Source organism: Streptococcus sp. NCTC 11567, from assembly GCF_902141215.1.
Taxonomy (GTDB): domain Bacteria; phylum Bacillota; class Bacilli; order Lactobacillales; family Streptococcaceae; genus Streptococcus; species Streptococcus dysgalactiae.
Window position 1 is genome coordinate 1,238,700 of record NZ_LR595857.1, and the last position, 19,118, is coordinate 1,257,817.

Sequence of the window (19,118 nt, forward strand, 5' to 3'; positions counted from 1 at the left end):
TTACCTAACTTTCTGTGTTTTATCATAAATCTGTTTGAATATTGTGAGGAATTGCTCTACTTGTCCCATGTCATTATCATCATCTAAGCTAATACGAACAGCAGTTTGAGCAGCTTTGACGGGTACTCCCATTGCTACCAAACTTCCTGCCGGCTTTCCAGCTTTAGACGAACAAGCGCTGGTTGTCGAAATATAAATGTCGTGCGTTTCAAAAGCATGGACAATGACTTCACCTCGAACACCCTTAATACCAAAGGTAATAATATTGGGCGCAAATCCTTCTTGGCCTGAGAATAGAGTAACATCCTGATAGCCTGATAGTGCCTGATAAATCACTTCTCGCATTGCCTTCAGTCTAGGTAAAGCTAAGGTTTCCTTTTCCGTTACCATTCTAAGTGCCTTAGCCATACTAGCAATTCCAGCTATATTTTCAGTTGTTGAGCGCATCTCCTGTTCTTGACCTCCTCCAGTCAATAAAGGGTTAAGCCGCTTGCCAGATTTTTTATAGAGGAAGCCTACACCACGCACTGCATGAAACTTGTGGCCAGAAAACGAGGCCAAATCAACGCGTTCGGTCAGATAGGTTGCGGTGGGAATTTTGCCGATTGCCTGAACCGCGTCAACATGGAAAGTAACCGTCGAGTGATCTGCCAACATTTTTGAGATAGCTTGAATGGGCTGGATAGCCCCCATCTCATTATTAACCGCCATAATAGACACTAAGATGGTATCTGGTCGAAGAAGCTCAGCTAGGGCTTTCACATCTACTATTCCTCGTGCTGTTACAGGAGCATATGATACCTCAAATCCTTGTGAGCTAAGCCACTTGGCACTCTCAGTTACCGCAGGATGTTCAATCGCTGAAACAATAATATGTTTTCCAAAAGCAGCCTTTTCAAAAGCAATCCCTTTAATAGCCCAATTATCACTTTCTGTCCCACCAGACGTAAAAAAGATTTCTTCTGTTTTAACACCCAACAAACCAGCAATCTGTTTACGGGAAGCCTCTAAAATACGACTTGCATTTGTCCCTAATTGATGCAGGCTTGAGGGGTTGCCATATATTTTTGTTGCTACCTCTTGGTAGGTTCTAAGAGCCTCGCCATAAGGAATGGTTGTGGCTGCATTATCAAAATAAATCATGTGTCACCTTCATTTTTACTCAATACTTTATTGTATCACAAAATAGCTAAAATGAAATCAGGAAAATATTGCCCTAAATGTTGAACATAAGTCACCTGTGTCCCAGACATAAGGTAAACCGTTGACTTCACTTTTTTTCTAGATTATACTGATAAGTGAAGCGTTATGGAGAAAACTAACCGTTCAAGATATCCTCTCTAGCGCTTAGTGTTACGACGATTAAAAGGAGAAAGACATGTCATCACATTATTCCCGTCAACAGAAACCTCGTAAATCAGGAGGTGTTCCTACACAACATATTAAAACCGGCTTTACTGCCTTTCAAAAATCTATTGCCCTCATCGGTAGTATCTTGAGTATTATTGTGGCGACTATTACCATTACTCGAGCTTTACAACCAGCTCCAGATACAAAAACTGACAATACATCAAAAGAATCTAGCAATACCATTGTCAAGATTATCGAGAAAGACTCCTCCCAAGGAAATCAGACCCATACGGACTCATCAGAAAATAGCGATGAGACTAAAACAAATTTACCACCATCTTCTACCGTTCCTTCTCACAACGATACAACTCCTACAACACCTGATACTCCTTCAACAACTGAAGGAACACAACTTCCCAATGCAGCAGGAACTGAAGATGCCAATACTGGCCTTCCTACCAATCCTTAAAAACTTTAACATTGCTTACTAGCATCAGTAGATGAAAAAGATAGGACATTATGATGTGCACGCACAATAGTATTGCTTGGATTCACACTTTTAAGGCTAATGGACGAAAAACTGATTTAGACCGGATAGCTTGGCTACTTGAAGCCCTAGGCCGACCACAAAATCAATTTCCTGCTATTCACGTTGTTGGAACTAATGGCAAAGGATCTGTGACCGCTTATTTGCAACATATTTTTACAGTTTCTGGTTATCGGGTCGGAACCTTTACGTCACCTTTTATAGTGTCCTTTCATGACCGTATTTGCCTCAATGGACAACCTATTTCTGAGCAGGATCTAGACTGCTGTGTGAAGGCCATCAAACCTATACTGACTAAAATGGCTCAAGATACCCAATGGGATCGACCAACTGAGTTTGAGTTGGTGACGCTCCTTATGTTTTACTACTTTGCTAACCTTAGGCCTATCGACATTGCCATTATTGAGGCTGGAATCGGTGGAAAAACCGATGCAACAAATGTCTTCCACGCTTTAGCAGTTGTTTGCCCTTCTATTAGTTTTGATCACCAAGAACGTCTCGGTCATAGTTTAGCTGATATCGCTCAGCAAAAAGCTGCTGTTATCAAAGCCAAGGAGCCTGTTGTCATTGGCCAACTTGATCCGGAGGCCAGCCAGGTTTTTAAACACCGTGCTCAAATAACCAAGTCAACAGTGTATCAACTTGGAGAAACCTTCCATCTACTGCCTTCAGAAACTAGCTTCAGCTTTCAATGTGAGGATGTCATCCTAACCGACCTACACTTAAAATTACTAGGTCAACATCAAAAAGCAAACGCCTGCCTGGCCATGATGACAGCTCAGTTACTTAGAAAATCCTTTCCTCAACTAACTCCAGAAACAATGCAAAAAGGAATTGAAGCAGCAACTTGGCCCGGACGTTCTGAATTTATACGTCCTAATCTGCTGTTAGACGGTGCCCACAACCCAGATTCTATTGCCAAATTAAAGGCCTTACTACAAGAAGAATTTCCTAAACGTCCTATTCACATTCTCTTTGCAGGTCTCAAACGTAAGCCTTTAGCCGACTTGCTGGCACAACTAGATACTTTTGAGGTATCTGTCACTACTTTTGATTTCCCTGAAGCAAATCTTTTAGAGGACTATCCTGATAAATATCCACGGGTAAAAGATTACAGAGACTGGTTACAAGATTCCTTAACATCTGATGAACTCTTTGTTGTTACAGGATCACTTTATTTTATCTCCGAGGTAAGGCAATATTGTCTGAGCAACGCAAATATCTTTAAAAACACATTCCCCTAATCACCTAACAAAAAACGATGCTAGCAGTTTAGAAGACTTTCCTCAAAAACTGTTAACATCATTTTTTATTGCCTTAAGCTACATTTTTAGCGCATAGTGACAAATTCTTCTGCGCCCGTTGGGTGAATAGCGACAGTATTATCAAAGTCTGCTTTGGTTGCCCCCATCTTAATAGCCACTGCAAATCCTTGAATCATTTCATCAACCCCATAGCCGATTCCGTGAAGACCAACTATTTTTTCGGTATCCCCAACCGTTACCAACTTCATCAAGCAGGGTTGGCGATGATTTGTTACAGCAGTAAACATGGAAGTGAAGCGAGATTGATAGACCTTAACCGCTTCTTGACCATACTCTTTAATAGCTTCATCCTCAGATAAGCCAATGGACCCAATAACAGGATGGCTAAAAATCACGGTTGCCACATTTTGGTAGTCTAATTTCTCATCACTTTTACCATTAAAAAGGCGTTCTGACAAACGACGGCCTGCAGCAACAGCAACCGGGGTCAAAGCAAGTTTACCATTGACATCACCTACTGCATAAATCCCTTTAACCGATGTGTTTTCATAAGCATCTGTCTTAATATAGCCTTTCTCATTTAAAGCCACCCCTGTTTTGTCAAGACCAAAACCTTCTAGATTAGGCTTGCGACCGATAGCCCAAATAAGCTGATCAACCTCAATTTCCTTGCCATCTTTGAGGTAAAGGGTCAAGGACTCATCAGTATTTTTGACAACCTTTGCCACTTCTGTATGAGTGTGTAAGCGCGGCCCATTAACTGCCATTTCATCAACTAAGACATCAACAATGGTTTTGTCAAAACTTCTTAAAGGTCGATCGTGACGAATAAATAAATCCGTCTCTGACCCCAAAGCCTGTAAAACACCAGCAAGCTCCACAGCAATATAGCCTGCTCCAACCACAGCCGTACGTTTAGGTAATTCATCCAAGGCAAAAAATCCATCTGAACTAATCCCAAATTCGGCCCCTTCAATATCTGGGAACACAGGGTGTCCTCCTGTAGCAATCAAAATATGCGGTGCAGTATAAGTTTGTCCTGCTATTTCCACAGTATGAGCATCTTTAAAAACAGCATAGTCGTAGATACGGTCAACACCATTCTGGTCAAAACCACGTTCATAGGATGCGTGAATCCGATCAATATAAGCTTGGCGGTTTGCTTTTAATTGTTTAAAATCAAATGTTTTCTTTGAAAAGTCGAATCCATAATCCTTAGCGTAAGTCCCTAAAATATCTGCTACTTGAGCTCCATACCACATGACTTTTTTGGGAACGCAGCCTAGGTTAACACAGGTTCCCCCAATCTCTTTACCTTCAGCTAACAATACTTTGGCCCCATGCATGGCTGCTCTGTTAGCAGAAGCAATTCCTGCGCTTCCTCCACCAATAACAATGTAATCGTAATGATTGACCATTTCTATCACCTATTGCTTTCTAATACAATATTTTAAATGACGGATGATAAGGCAACTTCTATTTCACCAACACAACAATCAGCCTACTACTCCCATCACTTTATTTGACTATAACACAAATGTCAAGGAGTCTCAACTCTCTGATACATCAAGGATAAATCCACAAAAAAACAGACTGTGACAAATTCGTCAACAATCTGATTTTTCCTTGAAGCTTCCCTTACTTGACTAAATCTTTCAACGGAGCAAAGACGATACGTTCAATGTCGCTCATATAAACGGACAAAGCCTGTTGGGCTTCAAAATATGATTTCAGATGATCATTAGCTTCAATCTTTTGGCTAAGTTCTTGAATGCTTGTTTGTTCTTCAGCCGTTGGCATTTGGCCTGATTGCATCATCCCTTGGATTTTTTCTTGCATAGCGACAAACTCATCAAACAGTTGGCTAGCACTAGCGTCTGCTTGAATGGTTTCTTTCACTTCCAACACTTTTTGGTATTCTGGAAGAGCACGAATCGCCCTTTCAAGTCGATTGGCATCATCATAAATTTCTTGTGACATGACGAGTCTCCTTTATCATTTACTACTTGTAATCATATCATAAAAGCTTCAGTCTTGCTATCTAAAACTGTTTGACATAAGACCGATAGTCTGAAAATGCTTTTTCCAAATCAAGCATCGTATCCGAAGAAAAGGTTGCTAAGATTTCTTGGGCAAGAACGGTTGCCACGACATTTTCCATGATAACCCCCGCAGCTGGTAAAGCCGTTGGATCAGAACGTTCCACCGTTGCTTTATAAGGTTCATGACTATCAATATCTACCGACATGAGTGGTTTATACAAAGTAGGAATGGGCTTCATAACCCCTTTAACAACAAGAGGTTGTCCTGTGGTCATGCCACCTTCAAAGCCCCCTAAATGATTGGTTTGACGCCCATATCCCTCATCAGCATCCCAGATAATCGGGTCCATCACTTGAGAGCCTTTCAGAGAGGCCATGTCAAATCCAAGGCCAAATTCAACCCCCTTAAAAGCATTAATGGAAAGAACTGCTTGAGCCAGTTTGGCATCTAATTTTCTGTCCCACTGGACATAAGAGCCTAGACCTGCTGGCACACCTTGGACAATTGTCTCAATGGTGCCACCAATGGTATTACCTTCTTTTTTAACAGTATCAATATAAGATTTGATTTCTACCTCTTGATCCGGATTGATAATAGACAATTCTGATTGGCGAGCTGCCTCCTTCATAGCTGATAGAGACATCTTTTTAGGGATCTCAATAGGAATCCCTCCAAAAACCAAAACATGGTTGAATATCGTAATTCCCAATTCAGTGAGAATACGTTTGGCGATAGCTCCAACTGCCACCCGCATGGTCGTCTCTCTAGCCGAAGAACGCTCCAAAGCATTTCGTAAATCGTCAAAACGATACTTTATCCCACCCACCAAGTCAGCATGACCAGGCCGAGGGTGTTTAACGCGTCTCTTGCTTTTAAAGCTCGCCTCAATATCTTCAACGGCCATAATATCTGTCCATTTTTGATGGTCTTTATTGATCACCGTTAAGGTAATTGGAGAACCTGTCGTTTTACCATGTCGAACGCCTGATGATATTACCACACGATCAGATTCAATGCTCATTCTAGCTCCACGGCCATAGCCGCCCTGTCGCCGTTTTAATTCCTGATCAATATCCGCTGGGCTAAGACTTAGACCAGCTGGCACACCTTCAACAATTGCTGTCAAGGAAGGACCGTGAGATTCTCCTGCTGTCAAATAACGCATCTTATCTCTTTTCTCCTTTTAAATTTAGTTTTCCCTAGATAAAGGAAAAACATTATTCCTGAGCTTTCAAGGGAATAATGTCTTCTTGATGATTCATTTAATGAGAAGTGTCTGCTTCTAACACTTCAATAATACGTTTCATATCGCTAAGACTAACTTGCCCTGAAGCACTAGCCTGATCGAGAGAAACAAAGGTCCAAGAGGATCCAACCACATCCCCAGCTAAACGCGATAACCTACCGAGTTTTCCCATAGATATAGTCGCAAATTCTTGCTCAGGATTGAGCGTTTTAAAGCCTCTAGTGTAATTCATTAAATCAAGGACATCTTGCTCACTCTCTGGCATCACTGCAATTTTTACCACTCTAGGTGCCAGTTTAGTCATCTCGGAGAAAGCTTCCATCAAGTTTTCAGGAGTTTCTTCAAAATTATGGTAAGACAAGACTAGATTTGGAAAATCAAGCATTTCATGAAAAACAGCTTTATGACTAAAATATTCAAAGTCAATATAGTCAGGATTATAGATTGCGTTAATCTCTTTAATCACCGCAACGTATTCCTGATCCGAAAGGTCAATATTGCCCCCTTCTTTGTCTGTACGAAGAGTAAAGATAATTTCTTTTCCAGCAAATTTTTCAAAAATAGCAGGCGCTACTGAGACAATTTCCTCTTTAGGAAGGTAGTCTGCTCGCCATTCGACTAAATGGACATCCTCATACTTGGAGATATCAATAGCTTGAGCCTCTTCAACATTTCTTGGCATGACTGGTGCTACAATTTTCATTCTCGTACCTTTATAGTAAATACCTTTAAATAATTACTTCTTTCATCTGCTTTATTGATAGTAAAGTCACTTGGAAGTTGCTGGAGACACATGGACTCCGGTCGACGATTTCCAAATCCTTTGATAATTTGCTTTTTAAACTGATTAACAGTCATATTGGCAGCATTTGTTGAAGCGATAATGGTTCCCTCAGGACTCAATATGTCCAATGCCTCAGTGATTAATTTATGGTAATCTTTGCTAACAGAGAAGGTTTGCTTTTTATTTCTTGCAAAACTAGGTGGATCAATCACAATCACATCAAAGGTTAAGTTTTTGCGTTTAGCATATTTAAAATAGTCAAAAACATCCATCACCACAAAATGATGGGTACTCAAGTCCAAGTGATTCTGTTCAAAGTGAGCAACTGATAGCTCTCTAGACCGTTTCGCTAAATCCACCGATGTTGTCTCAATAGCTCCTCCCATTGCTGCAGCTACTGAAAAAGCTGCTGTGTAGGAGAACATATTAAGCAGAGATTTCCCCAATGCCAATCCATCTACCAAGGCTTTTCGGACATCGTGTTGGTCCAGAAAAATTCCTGTCATCAAGCCGTCATTTAAGAAAACCTGATAGGCAACACCATTTTCTAAAATAGAAAAACTATCCTCTGCTTGCTCACCATATAAGTGAGCCGACTCAGGTAGTGAACCCTTAAAACGATTCTTTTCATAGGCTCCTCTAACCTCAGGGAAAATCTCTTGAAATGCCTCAATAATCATCTCTTTTTCTTGGTAAACAAAAGCATTATACCATGAAAAGACAGCGAAATCCTTGTAGAGGTCAATCGTTAGTCCTCCAAAGTTATCACCTTCTTGGTTGAACAGACGGTAGGCGTTGGTCAAGTCCGATTGGGCAAACTGTTGCCTCTTACTCTTAGCAACTGTAAATAAGTCAATAAAGTAAGCCTTAGACAACTGCGTTACGGTTGAGCCAAGATACCAGCCAATCCCTTTATTTTGCTTAGAGATATAAGCCATCCCAAGCGGGCGATTAGCTTTGGTCACCAGTTGTACTAACTGGTCCTCCTGCTCTAGATTTGGAAAGTCCTTTTCATCTAATAATTGTACCCCTGCTGTTAACTTCTTTTCCACAAAAGAATCAATATAGAGTTTATTCATAGTTTTTATTATAACAAAATCTGATAAAAAATCCTACTAAATTTGAACTTATGACAAGCATTAGCCCCATATTTTTGATATAATTTAATCTGAGATTTTATTTGGAGATTATATTTTTAGGAAAAAATGATAAGGAAGTTCCTACTGTGAAGAAATTTAAAACACTTATCACAGGCTTTATCAATACAAGATTAGGATTTATTATCACCCTCCTCTTCTGTTATTGGCTAAAGACGCTGTGGGCATATCATACAGATTTTTCGCTAGATTTGGGAAATGCATACCAAGTCTTTCTAACTATTATTAACCCAATCCCATTAGCATTATTACTATTGGGATTTGCCCTTTATATTAAGAATACACGAGCTTTTTACATCAGCTCTTGGGTTGCTTACATCATTCTCAACCTTCTCTTAATATCCAATTCTATTTATTACCGAGAATTTTCAGACTTTATCACAGTTAGCGCTATGTTAGCTAGTAGTAAAGTTTCAGCTGGTTTAGGAGATTCTGCTCTAAACCTTTTGCGGATTTGGGACATCGTTTATATTCTTGATTTTATCATTTTGATTAGTCTCACTATCACTAAAAAAATCAAAAAAGACCACAGGCCTTTTAATAAGCGCGCTGCCTTTGCCGTTACTGCTCTTTCGAGTTTACTTCTTTCGGTTAACCTCTTTTTAGCCGAAATTGACCGACCAGAATTACTGACACGCGGTTTTTCAAATACTTATATTGTTAGAGCACTAGGGCTGCCAGCCTTTACCTTATACAGCGGTAACCAAACTTATCAAGCTCAAAAAGAGCGAAATGGTGCTACCGCCGAAGAGTTGGTTGATGTTAAATCTTATGTCAAAGATCACTATGCTGCCCCTGATCCTCAATATTTTGGTATTGGAAAAGGTAAAAACGTCATTGTTATCCATTTGGAGAGTTTCCAACAATTCCTCATCGACTACAAATTAAAAGATGGGGATAAGGAGTATGAAGTTACACCTTTCATTAATTCTCTCTACCATTCTAATGGCACCTTGTCCTTCTCAAACTTCTTCCACCAAGTGAAAGCTGGAAAAACATCCGATGCCGAAACCATGATGGAAAATTCCCTATTTGGACTCAACAGTGGGTCGTTCATGGTTAACTATGGTGGAGAAAACACTCAGTTTGCAACGCCTGGTATCCTTGCACAAAATGGGGGCTACACAAGTGCGGTTTTCCACGGAAATGTCGGGACTTTCTGGAATCGTAACAATGCTTACAAGCAATGGGGTTATAATTACTTCTTTGATTCTAGTTACTTCTCAAAACAAACTGACAAAAACTCATTCCAGTATGGATTGAATGACAAGTATATGTTTAAGGACTCCATTAAATACCTTGAACAACTGCAGCAACCCTTTTACACTAAATTTATTACTGTAAGTAACCACTATCCCTATACCAGCCTAAAAGGTGAAAGCAATGAAGAAGGTTTTCCACTGGCTAAAACAGATGATGAAACCATCAATGGTTATTTTGCCACAGCCAATTATTTAGATGCTGCCTTGAAATCATTTTTTGATTATTTAAAAGCAACTGGCTTGTATGAGAATTCTATCTTTGTTTTATATGGTGACCATTATGGTATTTCAAATTCTCGTAATTCTAGCCTTGCTCCTCTCCTAGGCAAAGACTCTGAGACCTGGTCAGAATATGATAACGCCATGCTTCAGCGAGTTCCTTATATGGTTCATATTCCAGGATACACCAATGGTGGTGTTAAAGACACCTTCGGTGGTGAAATTGATGCTCTTCCAACCTTGCTCCATATCTTGGGGATTGATACCAGCAATCTTGTTCAACTTGGTCAAGACCTCCTATCGCCTCAAAATAGCCAAATTGTCGCTCAGCGTACCTCTGGTACCTATATGACACCAGAATACACCAATTACAGTGGTCGACTTTACAATACTCAGACAGGTTTAGAAATTACCAATCCTGATGAGGTGACCATGGCTAAGACTAAAGAAATTCGTGCAGCTGTGGCTCAACAATTAGCAGCCAGTGACGCTGTCCAAACCGGAGATCTCTTACGATTTGACACGAATAATGGCTTAAAAGTGATTGATTCTAGCAAGTTTGTTTATACCAAACAATTAAAACAGATGAAAGATATTTCAGCTAAGCTTGGCTCTCATTCAACTAGCTTATATAGTAAAAATGGTAACAAATCAACTCAGAAGCTTTTTAAAGCCCCATCTTACTTGGAATTAAATCCTAAAGAAGCTGAAAAGACTGAAGCAACAACTGGCCCTGCGCCTAAAGAAGAGACTGATAAACCTAAAGAATAAAACCACAAATCTTAACACTATTAATAAGAGGCAGAAACATGCGTTTCTGCCTCTTATCTTTTCTCTGATTCTATTCAATAACGCTTATTACCAAAACAAACAATGTCGATTATTATGACCTCCATTCTCTTCTTTAGTTCACGTTAATTTATTCAACTCCAGTGGTACCACTCAGTATCTTAAGCTACTTCGATGATCAGTTACTATTAATGAGTTACACGATAACTAATATCAGCAAAAAAAGGAGGTAAGCTCATCGCCTGACTCCTTTTTCTTAATCTTTATTATTTGCCAAGTTTTGCTTTAGCTGCATCAGCAAGAGCTGTGAAAGCTGCTGCATCAGATACTGCCAAGTCAGCAAGCATTTTACGGTTTACTTCGATTTCAGCAAGTTTCAAACCGTGCATCAATTGTGAGTATGATAAACCGTTCATACGTGCAGCCGCGTTGATACGAGTGATCCAAAGTTTACGGAAATCACGTTTTTTCTGACGACGGTCACGGTATGCATAGTAGTAAGAGTTCATCACTTGCTCTTTTGCAGTACGGAACAAGATGTGTTTTGCTCCATAGTAACCTTTAGCTAATTTTAAAATACGTTTACGACGTTTGCGTGATACAACGCCACCTTTAACACGTGCCATTAATAATTCTCCTTCAAATAATTCTTATAATACTAGTAAATGTCTACGAAACCTAATCTTAAAGGCCTGTAACCATTGCTTTGATACGTTTGAAATCTCCTGAGCTTACCAAACCAGCTTTACGAAGATGACGACGTTGTTTTTTAGTTTTTCCGTGGAAACGGTGTGATGTGAAGGCACGGAAGCGTTTCAAACCGCCTGAACCTGTACGTTTAAAACGTTTAGCTGATGCGCGGTGTGTTTTTTGTTTTGGCATTTTAGTATTCTCCTCTTAAGATATAATTAAACTGTGACAATTACTTCTTGTCTGAAATTGGTGCAAGCTGCATAAACATTTGGCGTCCATCCATTTTTGCTCGTTGCTCAATGATAGCAATATCTTGAGTCGCTTCAGCAAAGTCAGCTAGTACCTTGGCACCAATCTCTTTATGAGTAATCATACGTCCTTTGAAACGAATAGAAACCTTAACTTTATTCCCTTTTTCAAGGAATTTACGACCGTTACGAAGTTTTGTTTCAAAGTCACCTTTATCGATAACTGGACTGAGACGAACTTCTTTGACCGTTACAACGCTTTGTTTTTTGCGTTGTTCTTTCTGTTTCTTTTGATACTCAAATTTGAACTTTCCATAGTCCATGAGTTTGGCAACAGGAGGAACAGCTTGTGGCTGGATTAAAACCAAATCAACATTTGAAGCATCTGCTAAAGCTTGTGCTTCAGATAGTGGTTTAATACCTAATTGTTCACCTTCAAGACCAACTAGACGAACTTCGCGAACGCGAATTTCATCATTAATGAATAGATCCTTTTTAGCTATGATCTTCACCTCTTTATTTTTTTAGAGAAAAACGAAAGCGGACTTGATAAATCAAGCCCGCACACATAATATTCCGTAGGAATTTGACATGTTAGGGCCAGACAACCTAAGTCGCAAGGCGAGAAGCTCTCGCTTCTGCTTTTCTCATTATTACTATTCTAACATAGGCTCTAGGCCATGTCAACCATTCTTTCTGCTTTTTCTTGAATAAATTGCACCACACCCTCAATGGAAATACCTGTGGTATCAAACACAAGAGCATCATCGGCAGCTTTTAGGGGAGAGACTTTACGATGACTATCTTTATAATCCCTCGCTGCAATCTCTTCTTTTAGCGTCTCAAAGTCTGATTCAATACCTTTTTCCAGATTTTCTTTATAGCGGCGCTCTGCTCGTTCTTCTACTGAAGCAATCAAAAAAATCTTTAGTTCCGCATCTGGTAAAACAACTGTTCCAATATCACGACCGTCCATGATGATGCCACCAGCTTGTGCAATGCGTCTTTGCTGCTGAACCAACTCTTCTCTAATTTCTGGTAAAGCTGAAACCCAAGAAACATTGTTAGTCACATCATTTTGCCTAATGGCCAAGGTCACGTCCTCATCCCCAAGAAAAACTAATTGGGAACCATCATCCGCTTTTTTAAAGGAAATAGGTTTTTTAGCTAATTCCTCTAAAATAAGGGCTACTTCTTTACCCGTATAGCCATGTGTCAGTGCGATATAAGTTGCTGAGCGATACATAGCACCAGTGTCCAAATAAGTATAGCCAAGATTTTTTGCAATAATCTTGGCTACTGTACTTTTTCCACTTGAAGCTGGTCCATCAATCGCAATTTTAATTGCTTTCATTTCTTCCTCTTCAATTATTTAATAATCACTTGATCCCCTGGATTGGCATACCAATATCCTTGAGTCATGTGTTCTGGATTAAGTGCCTGTAACTGCTCTACAGAAATACCTGCACGTGCTGCAATAGAGGCTGCTCCCTCTCCTGCCAATACAGTAATGGTTTCTCCCGTTACTTCAGTTGAGGCTGGTGTTTCCTCGCTAGAAGCTGGTGTTTGTTCTGTTGTTGCCTGAGTTGTTGTTTTCTTTTTGGTACTAGATGCTTTTTTAACTTTTTTATGTGTTGAAGCCCCATAAAAACCAGTTGTTTCAGCCTGTTTATCACTACCACTATTTGATGTATAGAAGAAAATAAAGAGAATAGCAACAATAATGACAAAGAAAATACTTAACAAAGCCGTTAACCAAGGTGTGCTAATCAGCGCACTTCTTGATTGACGTGTTCTTGTTTCCTTATTGTCGTCAACAATCTTTTCTTCCCATGGTTCTTTAGCCATGATCTTCCCCCTTGTTAATTTAACAAAATCATATTAGAATAATACGTATGAAAGTATCTATTATCCCTGAAAAATGTATCGCCTGTGGTCTATGCCAGACCTACTCCTCTCTCTTTGATTACCATGATGACGGTATCGTCAAGTTAGCTAATTCCCTTGAAACAAGTCAAGTGATTGACCCTTCTGACAAAGACACTATTTTAGCTGTCAAAACATGCCCAACCAAGGCTCTTACCCTCGAGTAAGGGCTTTTTTGTCGTATTGATAAGCCTCAAAATAATCTAACTTAATCAAATTATCCATCAAGATAACTTCTCCTTTAAAGTAAGGATTGACTGCTAGAGCATCAAGAAAGTATTTTTTAGGCCATTTACGCATGTAAAAGAGATAACTTTTTTCTCCAACATACAAAGAAACCGTAGACTTGGTAACCTCTACCTTACTAATAGACGAAATCATCAGCTTGCGAGGTCCAAAGAGCTTAAGGGATACAATCCGAAGAACACCATTATTCTCAATGATAAAATAGCGGTGTAAGCCAATACCTACTAAAACAGCAAAAATGGCAAATAAGATAAAGACTCGACTCGGTATTTCTGTTCTTTCATAAAGTAAGGATAGCCCTATAAATATAGGAACAAAGGCAATGGACCAGTAAATGATGGACCATGATAATTCGGGCTGCCAGTGATACCTTATTTTACCAAATAATTTAATCATTTTTTATCAGTCACCTCCATAACATTTGAACTGTTCTTAGTGACTAAGGCTTGCGCACAATGCCAAGAATCACGTCAACAGCCTGTTCCATTGTTTGAAGACTGACAAACTCAAAACGTCCATGCATGTTTTCACCACCAGCAAAAATATTAGGTGTTGGAATTCCCATGAAGGAAATTTTTGAGCCGTCAGTACCTCCGCGAATAGGTTCAATGATTGGTGTAATATAAAGATCTTCCATCACTTCTTTCGCTAAATTAACAGGCGTCATATCTTTCTCAATGACTGTCTTCATATTATAATATTGATCAGTCAATTTAATAAGGACACGATCAGCACCCAATTGGCTATTCATAGTTTGAGCCAGCTGTTCAATAACTGCTTTTCTCCCTTCAAATGACGCTGTCTCAAAATCACGAATAATATAGGACGCTTGCGCCTCTTCAACTGTTCCAGTCAATCCCATCAAATGATAGAAACCTTGATAACCTTCTGTCTTTTCAGGACGATCAGCCTCAGGTAACTGATTGTGAAAATCTACTGCTAACTGGAGGGCATTAATCATTTGATCCTTAGCCGTTCCAGGATGAACATTTCTCCCCAAGAAAGTAGCTTCCAAACCTGCCGCACTAAAGGTTTCGTATTGCAGTTCACCAAGAGGCCCACCATCAATCGTATAGGCAAAATCCACATCAAAGTCCTTAACGTCAAACTTGTCAGCCCCTACTCCAATTTCTTCGTCAGGACCAAAGGCTACCTTAATCTCACAATGCTCCAATTGAGGATGAGTCGTTAAAAATTCGACTGCGGTCATGATTTCAGCAATACCTGACTTGTCGTCTGCACCCAGTAAAGTAGTCCCATCTGTGGTAATCAGCGTCTGTCCAATATAGTTGTTAAGATTTGGAAATTCGTCAGGAACTAATGTATAGCCTGAATCTCCTAACTTAATATCACCACCCTGATAGTCCTCAATAATCTGCGGATTAACATGTTCGGCATTAAAATCAGCTGTATCCATGTGAGCAATAAAACCAATTTTACGGGTTAAAACTGGGCTATTGGCTGGCAAGGTTCCAATAAGATAACCATTTGCAGGATTATAGTGAACCTCCTGTAATCCAATAGCTTCCATCTCAGGTTTTAAAACCGTTAAAGCAAAGTCGGTTTGACTTGCTGTGCTAGGAGTTGACTCGCTATCTGGGTTACTTCTTGTATTAATCTTGACATATTTGATAAATCGATCTAATAAACTTTCATATTTCATAGGTCACCTCAATAGTTTCTCAATTTAATTATAGCATAAAAGGCTTTAAATAACTTGTTCAAGAGAAGTTTTTTAAAGCCTTTAGGATAGTTATGATGAAAGCCAAATTTCAAGTTGAAGTTAGCCAGTTTTAACATTTCTACTGGCGACTTGTAGTTGAAGAGTCGTTTAGGATAATGATTGATCCAATGTTCAATAGCAGCGACTTCTTTAGGGGTCGTTGTTTTGGTACCTTTAGGGAGCCATCTGCGAATCAGGCGATTATGGTTTTCGTTAGTGCCTCTCTCCCATGACGCATAGGGATGGGCATAGTAGATGTCACTTGCTGGAAAGACATCTGATAAGCGAGAAAATTCTGTCCCGTTGTCTGCTGTGATAGAGTTGACGGTGTAGTCTTTTAGAATCCCCGTAAGAGCTTCATTGACGGCTTGAGCAGACTTATCCGGTATTAATCGAATCAGCTGATGACGTGTTTTCCTGTCCGTTAGGGTGAGTAAGCATTGATTTTTAGCCCTCGTCAGAATGACTGTATCAATCTCATAATGCCCAGCTTCAAGACGCTGGTTAATGCTATCTGGGCGTTGTTCAATACTCTTTCCTGCGGGTTTAAAATAAGGACTGGCATGTTTTCTAGCCTGCTTAGCCTTTCTCGGATAAAGCATAGCCTCCTTACCAAGACTTAATTTCCCATGATGAATCCAGTAATAGATGGTAGATACAGGGACTTGAACTCTCTTAGCTTTGACTATCATCTCAGGGGAATAGTTCTGACGCATGTAGTGTTCAATAGCCGCCCTATCTTGCTTACGCTGTCTAATGGGTCTAACAGAACGCTTGCGATTTTCTTGATAGACCAACTGAGCATGTTGAGCAGAATAAACGGCTTCAAACTTTCCTTTACGAACCTGTTGCCTAACCAATCCTCGCTTGATTTCATTATGAATGGTCTGGGGAGCCTTACCTAGTAAGCGAGCAATTTCACGATTAGAGCGACCTTCCAGCTTCCAGCGTTGAATTTGCCGACGCTCATGGATTGTCAATTGTTTGCCTTTTGGTGTATAATAATCTTGCATCTTTTTGAGTTTCCTTGTGTTTGTGGTGAACTACAAGTATACCTCTTAGAGGTGCTTTTTTCATACCTAAAAAGTGGCTAAGTTCATTTTAGAAGTTTTCTAGTTATGATGAAATATGATGAGAAGAATAAGAGGCCCTGATATCAAATACTTACTTCAATTAGTTGTCTTCAGTACAACTATTATTTTCTCCTAAACATTATCTTTTCTAAATTGTTTCATAATAAGAAAATAGAGAATGATAGATAGGATAAGCCAAACAAACATACTTAACAAGAAGCTCAAGGAAGCACCAAAAATATGTAATGTCTCCACTAAATGAGTCGTCACAAACAGAGAAGTCACAAAACTTCCTATATAAGGAATCACTAAATAATGCTGCTTACGCATTGCAGTTAAAATATTATCAATAGCTGTAGCAAAACTTCCAATAGCACCCCCGACCATAATTGTCATAAATGCTACCCAAAATGATTTTAAAGGGGTGGCATAAAGAAGAGATAGAAAAGGAATTCCTAACAAGGCACTTCCGATGAGAATAATGAACATCGATCCAGCCAAATAAGTAAATAATCGGATTTGGATAACTTTAAACTGTGCCATATGTCCCTTCAGTAAAGCAATAGCCATCTGTGTGATTTGTGGTCTAAAAAATAGCATCATAAGATTCATCACAAAAGCTGGCATAAATAAAATATTAAAAATCGTTTGAGAGCCAAGAGGAAGCTTGTTCAAATGGCTCATAGTTTCAATTGCGTATTTAGGCTGAGTATAGATGTAAATAATCAGAAATCCATTTAAAAATAAAGGAAAACTTTCTTTTAGAAGTTGAAGACTCTTCCTCTGATTGACGCGATCCTTAAAACCAGTAAAGTCAATTCGTTCAAAATGATATCCTTTTCTAACATCATAAAAAAGAATAAAGAGGACAGAAACAAGGCAAGTCACTTGTAAGGCCACAACCAAATGTTTAGTATAAACAATCACTAGAGTGTAGAGGATAAAAATTAAACTATTTCTATAGGTTAAAGACTTACCTGCAATATCTAGGCGTTCATGTTGCTGGAACATTCCTTGGTATAAATCTGAAAAAGCATCTGTCAATCGATACAAACAAACCAATAAAATAACATTGGTTTTGTAAGGATCATTTGGTGTCATTATTAAATAGATCCCTGAAACAAGCAACATCAGAAAGGAAGTAATAAGTCTCGCCATAAAGTATTGAGTAAAAGAATATTTCTCACCAATATCTGTGGCCTGGTAATTCCTAACCTGAAATAGGGCAATTACAATCATCATATTAGCAAAAGAATAAGCAAAAGCATAACTATCTGAGTCAATTGGACTTAAAAACCTTGTCACAACCATGAGCAGGACCACAGAGAGGACCGCAGCAGATAAACTACCTAGCATATTCCAAATAAAAATTTTTTTTGTTGTCATTCTCTCCTCACCATCTCCTTCTCCAATTATTATTTTGGAAGGAAATAAATTAGCAGTTACTCCTATTTAATCCATAAATAAGGTAACCGCTAATCCTAAATACCCTTCGTCAGATAACCTCTAATCCTTAAAACCGTTTGGATGTTTGCTTTGCCAGCGCCAATGATCTTCACACATCCGTTTAATATCATAGTTTGCCTGCCAGTCCAGTTCTTCTTTGGCTTTAGTTCCATCGGAGTAGCAAACAGCAATATCCCCAGCACGTCTTGGAAGAATTTGATAAGGAATATCCTTACCAACAGCCTCAGACATGGTTTTAACCACCTCTAAAACAGAATAGCCTTGTCCGGTTCCCAAATTATAAATAGATAGACCAGACTCTGGCGCCAATTTTTTCAGCGCAGCCACATGCCCTTTGGCAAGATCAACCACATGAATATAATCCCTAATGCCTGTCCCGTCAGGAGTGTTGTAATCATCTCCGAAAACACCAATACGTTCTAAACGACCAACTGCCACTTGAGTAACATACGGAACAAGATTATTAGGAATACCTGTTGGATCTTCACCAAGTTCTCCAGACTGATGTGCCCCGATAGGGTTGAAATAACGTAAAATCACAATATTCCAACTCTTGTCTGACTGATACAAGTCTTTTAAGATTTCTTCAACCATCAATTTGGTACGACCATAAGGATTCGTTACGGATAGAGGAAAATCTTCTGTAATAGGCACTTTATGAGGGTCACCATAGACTGTAGCTGACGAGCTAAAGATAATGTTTTTGCACTGATATTTAGCCATAACACGTAGCAAGGTCAAAGTACCAGAAATATTTGTTGTAAAGTATTTTAAAGGGATTTGTGTTGATTCACCTACCGCTTTTAAACCCGCAAAATGAATAACGGCTGAGATGTCATGCTGACTAAAAATAGCATCTAAACCAGCCTCATCCAAAATATCGGTTTGGTAAAATGTTATTTTTTTTCCTGTCAGTTTTTCAACAACTTGTAAACTTTTAGAGCTAGCATTCTCTAAATTATCAACAACAATTAGTTCGTGCCCTTTTTCCAATAATTCAACACAGGTATGAGAACCGATATAGCCTGCACCACCTGTTACTAAAATTTTACTCATTTTATACCTCCTTGCCAGCCTCTA

The 19,118-nt window shown here is 39.2% G+C and carries 20 protein-coding genes and 1 other annotated feature; of the genes, 4 read left to right on the forward strand and 16 right to left on the reverse strand.

Going from position 1 to position 19,118, the window contains the following annotated elements; translation table 11 throughout:
* Positions 1-1,143, reverse strand: coding sequence for a cysteine desulfurase family protein (locus tag FQT67_RS06265; protein WP_143936388.1), 1,143 nt, complete (start codon positions 1,141-1,143; stop codon positions 1-3).
* Between the two features lie 235 nt (positions 1,144-1,378).
* Here FQT67_RS06265 and FQT67_RS06270 point away from each other — a divergent pair, with 235 nt between their 5' ends.
* Both FQT67_RS06270 and FQT67_RS06275 read left to right on the forward strand, forming a co-directional pair.
* Complete coding sequence (locus FQT67_RS06270; RefSeq protein ID WP_046177501.1) at positions 1,379-1,819, forward strand: DUF6556 family protein; 441 nt, start codon at positions 1,379-1,381, stop codon at positions 1,817-1,819.
* Positions 1,820-1,872: 53 nt separating this feature from the next.
* Positions 1,873-3,141, forward strand: a complete 1,269-nt coding sequence (locus tag FQT67_RS06275) for a folylpolyglutamate synthase/dihydrofolate synthase family protein (protein WP_046177502.1) — start codon at positions 1,873-1,875, stop codon at positions 3,139-3,141.
* Positions 3,142-3,227: 86 nt separating this feature from the next.
* Here the strand turns inward: FQT67_RS06275 and gorA are convergent, their stop codons facing one another.
* The 5 genes from gorA to FQT67_RS06300 form a co-directional block, all read right to left on the reverse strand.
* Entirely contained in the window at positions 3,228-4,580 is a 1,353-nt protein-coding gene (gene gorA / locus FQT67_RS06280; protein WP_046177503.1) for a glutathione-disulfide reductase, read from the reverse strand.
* A gap of 220 nt (positions 4,581-4,800) precedes the next feature.
* Positions 4,801-5,142, reverse strand: coding sequence for a YlbF/YmcA family competence regulator (locus tag FQT67_RS06285; RefSeq protein WP_046177504.1), 342 nt, complete (start codon positions 5,140-5,142; stop codon positions 4,801-4,803).
* Positions 5,143-5,203: 61 nt separating this feature from the next.
* On the reverse strand, positions 5,204-6,370 hold the full coding sequence (aroC, locus tag FQT67_RS06290; RefSeq protein WP_115283325.1) for a chorismate synthase: 1,167 nt from the start codon (positions 6,368-6,370) through the stop codon (positions 5,204-5,206).
* A gap of 97 nt (positions 6,371-6,467) precedes the next feature.
* Positions 6,468-7,154, reverse strand: coding sequence for a type I 3-dehydroquinate dehydratase (gene aroD / locus FQT67_RS06295; protein WP_003057710.1), 687 nt, complete (start codon positions 7,152-7,154; stop codon positions 6,468-6,470).
* Positions 7,151-8,314: a class I SAM-dependent rRNA methyltransferase gene (locus FQT67_RS06300; protein WP_003061491.1), complete on the reverse strand. Its 1,164-nt coding sequence runs from the start codon at positions 8,312-8,314 to the stop codon at positions 7,151-7,153. The genes aroD and FQT67_RS06300 overlap by 4 nt, the downstream gene beginning before the upstream one ends.
* A 146-nt stretch (positions 8,315-8,460) precedes the next feature.
* On the opposite strand from FQT67_RS06300, the gene FQT67_RS06305 reads away from it, so the two are divergent.
* Positions 8,461-10,644 (forward strand): LTA synthase family protein, encoded by a 2,184-nt coding sequence (locus tag FQT67_RS06305; RefSeq protein WP_041788932.1) that lies wholly within the window; start codon positions 8,461-8,463, stop codon positions 10,642-10,644.
* A gap of 284 nt (positions 10,645-10,928) precedes the next feature.
* Here the strand turns inward: FQT67_RS06305 and rplT are convergent, their stop codons facing one another.
* The 5 genes from rplT to FQT67_RS06330 form a co-directional block, all read right to left on the reverse strand.
* On the reverse strand, positions 10,929-11,288 hold the full coding sequence (rplT, locus tag FQT67_RS06310; RefSeq protein ID WP_003050180.1) for a 50S ribosomal protein L20: 360 nt from the start codon (positions 11,286-11,288) through the stop codon (positions 10,929-10,931).
* Between the two features lie 58 nt (positions 11,289-11,346).
* Positions 11,347-11,544: a 50S ribosomal protein L35 gene (rpmI, locus tag FQT67_RS06315; protein ID WP_002985151.1), complete on the reverse strand. Its 198-nt coding sequence runs from the start codon at positions 11,542-11,544 to the stop codon at positions 11,347-11,349.
* Positions 11,545-11,584: 40 nt separating this feature from the next.
* On the reverse strand, positions 11,585-12,115 hold the full coding sequence (infC, locus tag FQT67_RS06320) for a translation initiation factor IF-3 (RefSeq protein ID WP_003050178.1): 531 nt from the start codon (positions 12,113-12,115) through the stop codon (positions 11,585-11,587).
* Between the two features lie 14 nt (positions 12,116-12,129).
* Positions 12,130-12,253: a sequence feature (ribosomal protein L20 leader region), on the reverse strand.
* Positions 12,254-12,276: 23 nt separating this feature from the next.
* Positions 12,277-12,957, reverse strand: coding sequence for a (d)CMP kinase (gene cmk, locus FQT67_RS06325; RefSeq protein ID WP_046177505.1), 681 nt, complete (start codon positions 12,955-12,957; stop codon positions 12,277-12,279).
* A 14-nt stretch (positions 12,958-12,971) separates the two neighbouring features.
* Positions 12,972-13,451, reverse strand: a complete 480-nt coding sequence (locus tag FQT67_RS06330) for an SAG1386/EF1546 family surface-associated protein (RefSeq protein ID WP_003054808.1) — start codon at positions 13,449-13,451, stop codon at positions 12,972-12,974.
* Positions 13,452-13,498: 47 nt separating this feature from the next.
* On the opposite strand from FQT67_RS06330, the gene FQT67_RS06335 reads away from it, so the two are divergent.
* Entirely contained in the window at positions 13,499-13,696 is a 198-nt protein-coding gene (locus tag FQT67_RS06335) for a ferredoxin (protein WP_003050175.1), read from the forward strand.
* Here the strand turns inward: FQT67_RS06335 and FQT67_RS06340 are convergent.
* From FQT67_RS06340 to galE, 5 genes are all read right to left on the reverse strand, one after another.
* Complete coding sequence (locus FQT67_RS06340; protein ID WP_012766806.1) at positions 13,683-14,171, reverse strand: EbsA family protein; 489 nt, start codon at positions 14,169-14,171, stop codon at positions 13,683-13,685. The genes FQT67_RS06335 and FQT67_RS06340 overlap by 14 nt on opposite strands.
* Before the next feature lie 43 nt (positions 14,172-14,214).
* Positions 14,215-15,438 (reverse strand): peptidase T, encoded by a 1,224-nt coding sequence (gene pepT / locus FQT67_RS06345; RefSeq protein WP_046177983.1) that lies wholly within the window; start codon positions 15,436-15,438, stop codon positions 14,215-14,217.
* An 8-nt stretch (positions 15,439-15,446) separates the two neighbouring features.
* Complete coding sequence (locus FQT67_RS06350; protein ID WP_261308899.1) at positions 15,447-16,511, reverse strand: IS30-like element IS1239 family transposase; 1,065 nt, start codon at positions 16,509-16,511, stop codon at positions 15,447-15,449.
* Positions 16,512-16,703: 192 nt separating this feature from the next.
* Positions 16,704-17,957, reverse strand: coding sequence for a lipopolysaccharide biosynthesis protein (locus FQT67_RS06355; protein ID WP_014612188.1), 1,254 nt, complete (start codon positions 17,955-17,957; stop codon positions 16,704-16,706).
* 120 nt (positions 17,958-18,077) lie between these two features.
* Entirely contained in the window at positions 18,078-19,094 is a 1,017-nt protein-coding gene (galE, locus tag FQT67_RS06360; RefSeq protein ID WP_003053508.1) for a UDP-glucose 4-epimerase GalE, read from the reverse strand.
* Between the last annotated feature and the right edge of the window lie 24 nt (positions 19,095-19,118).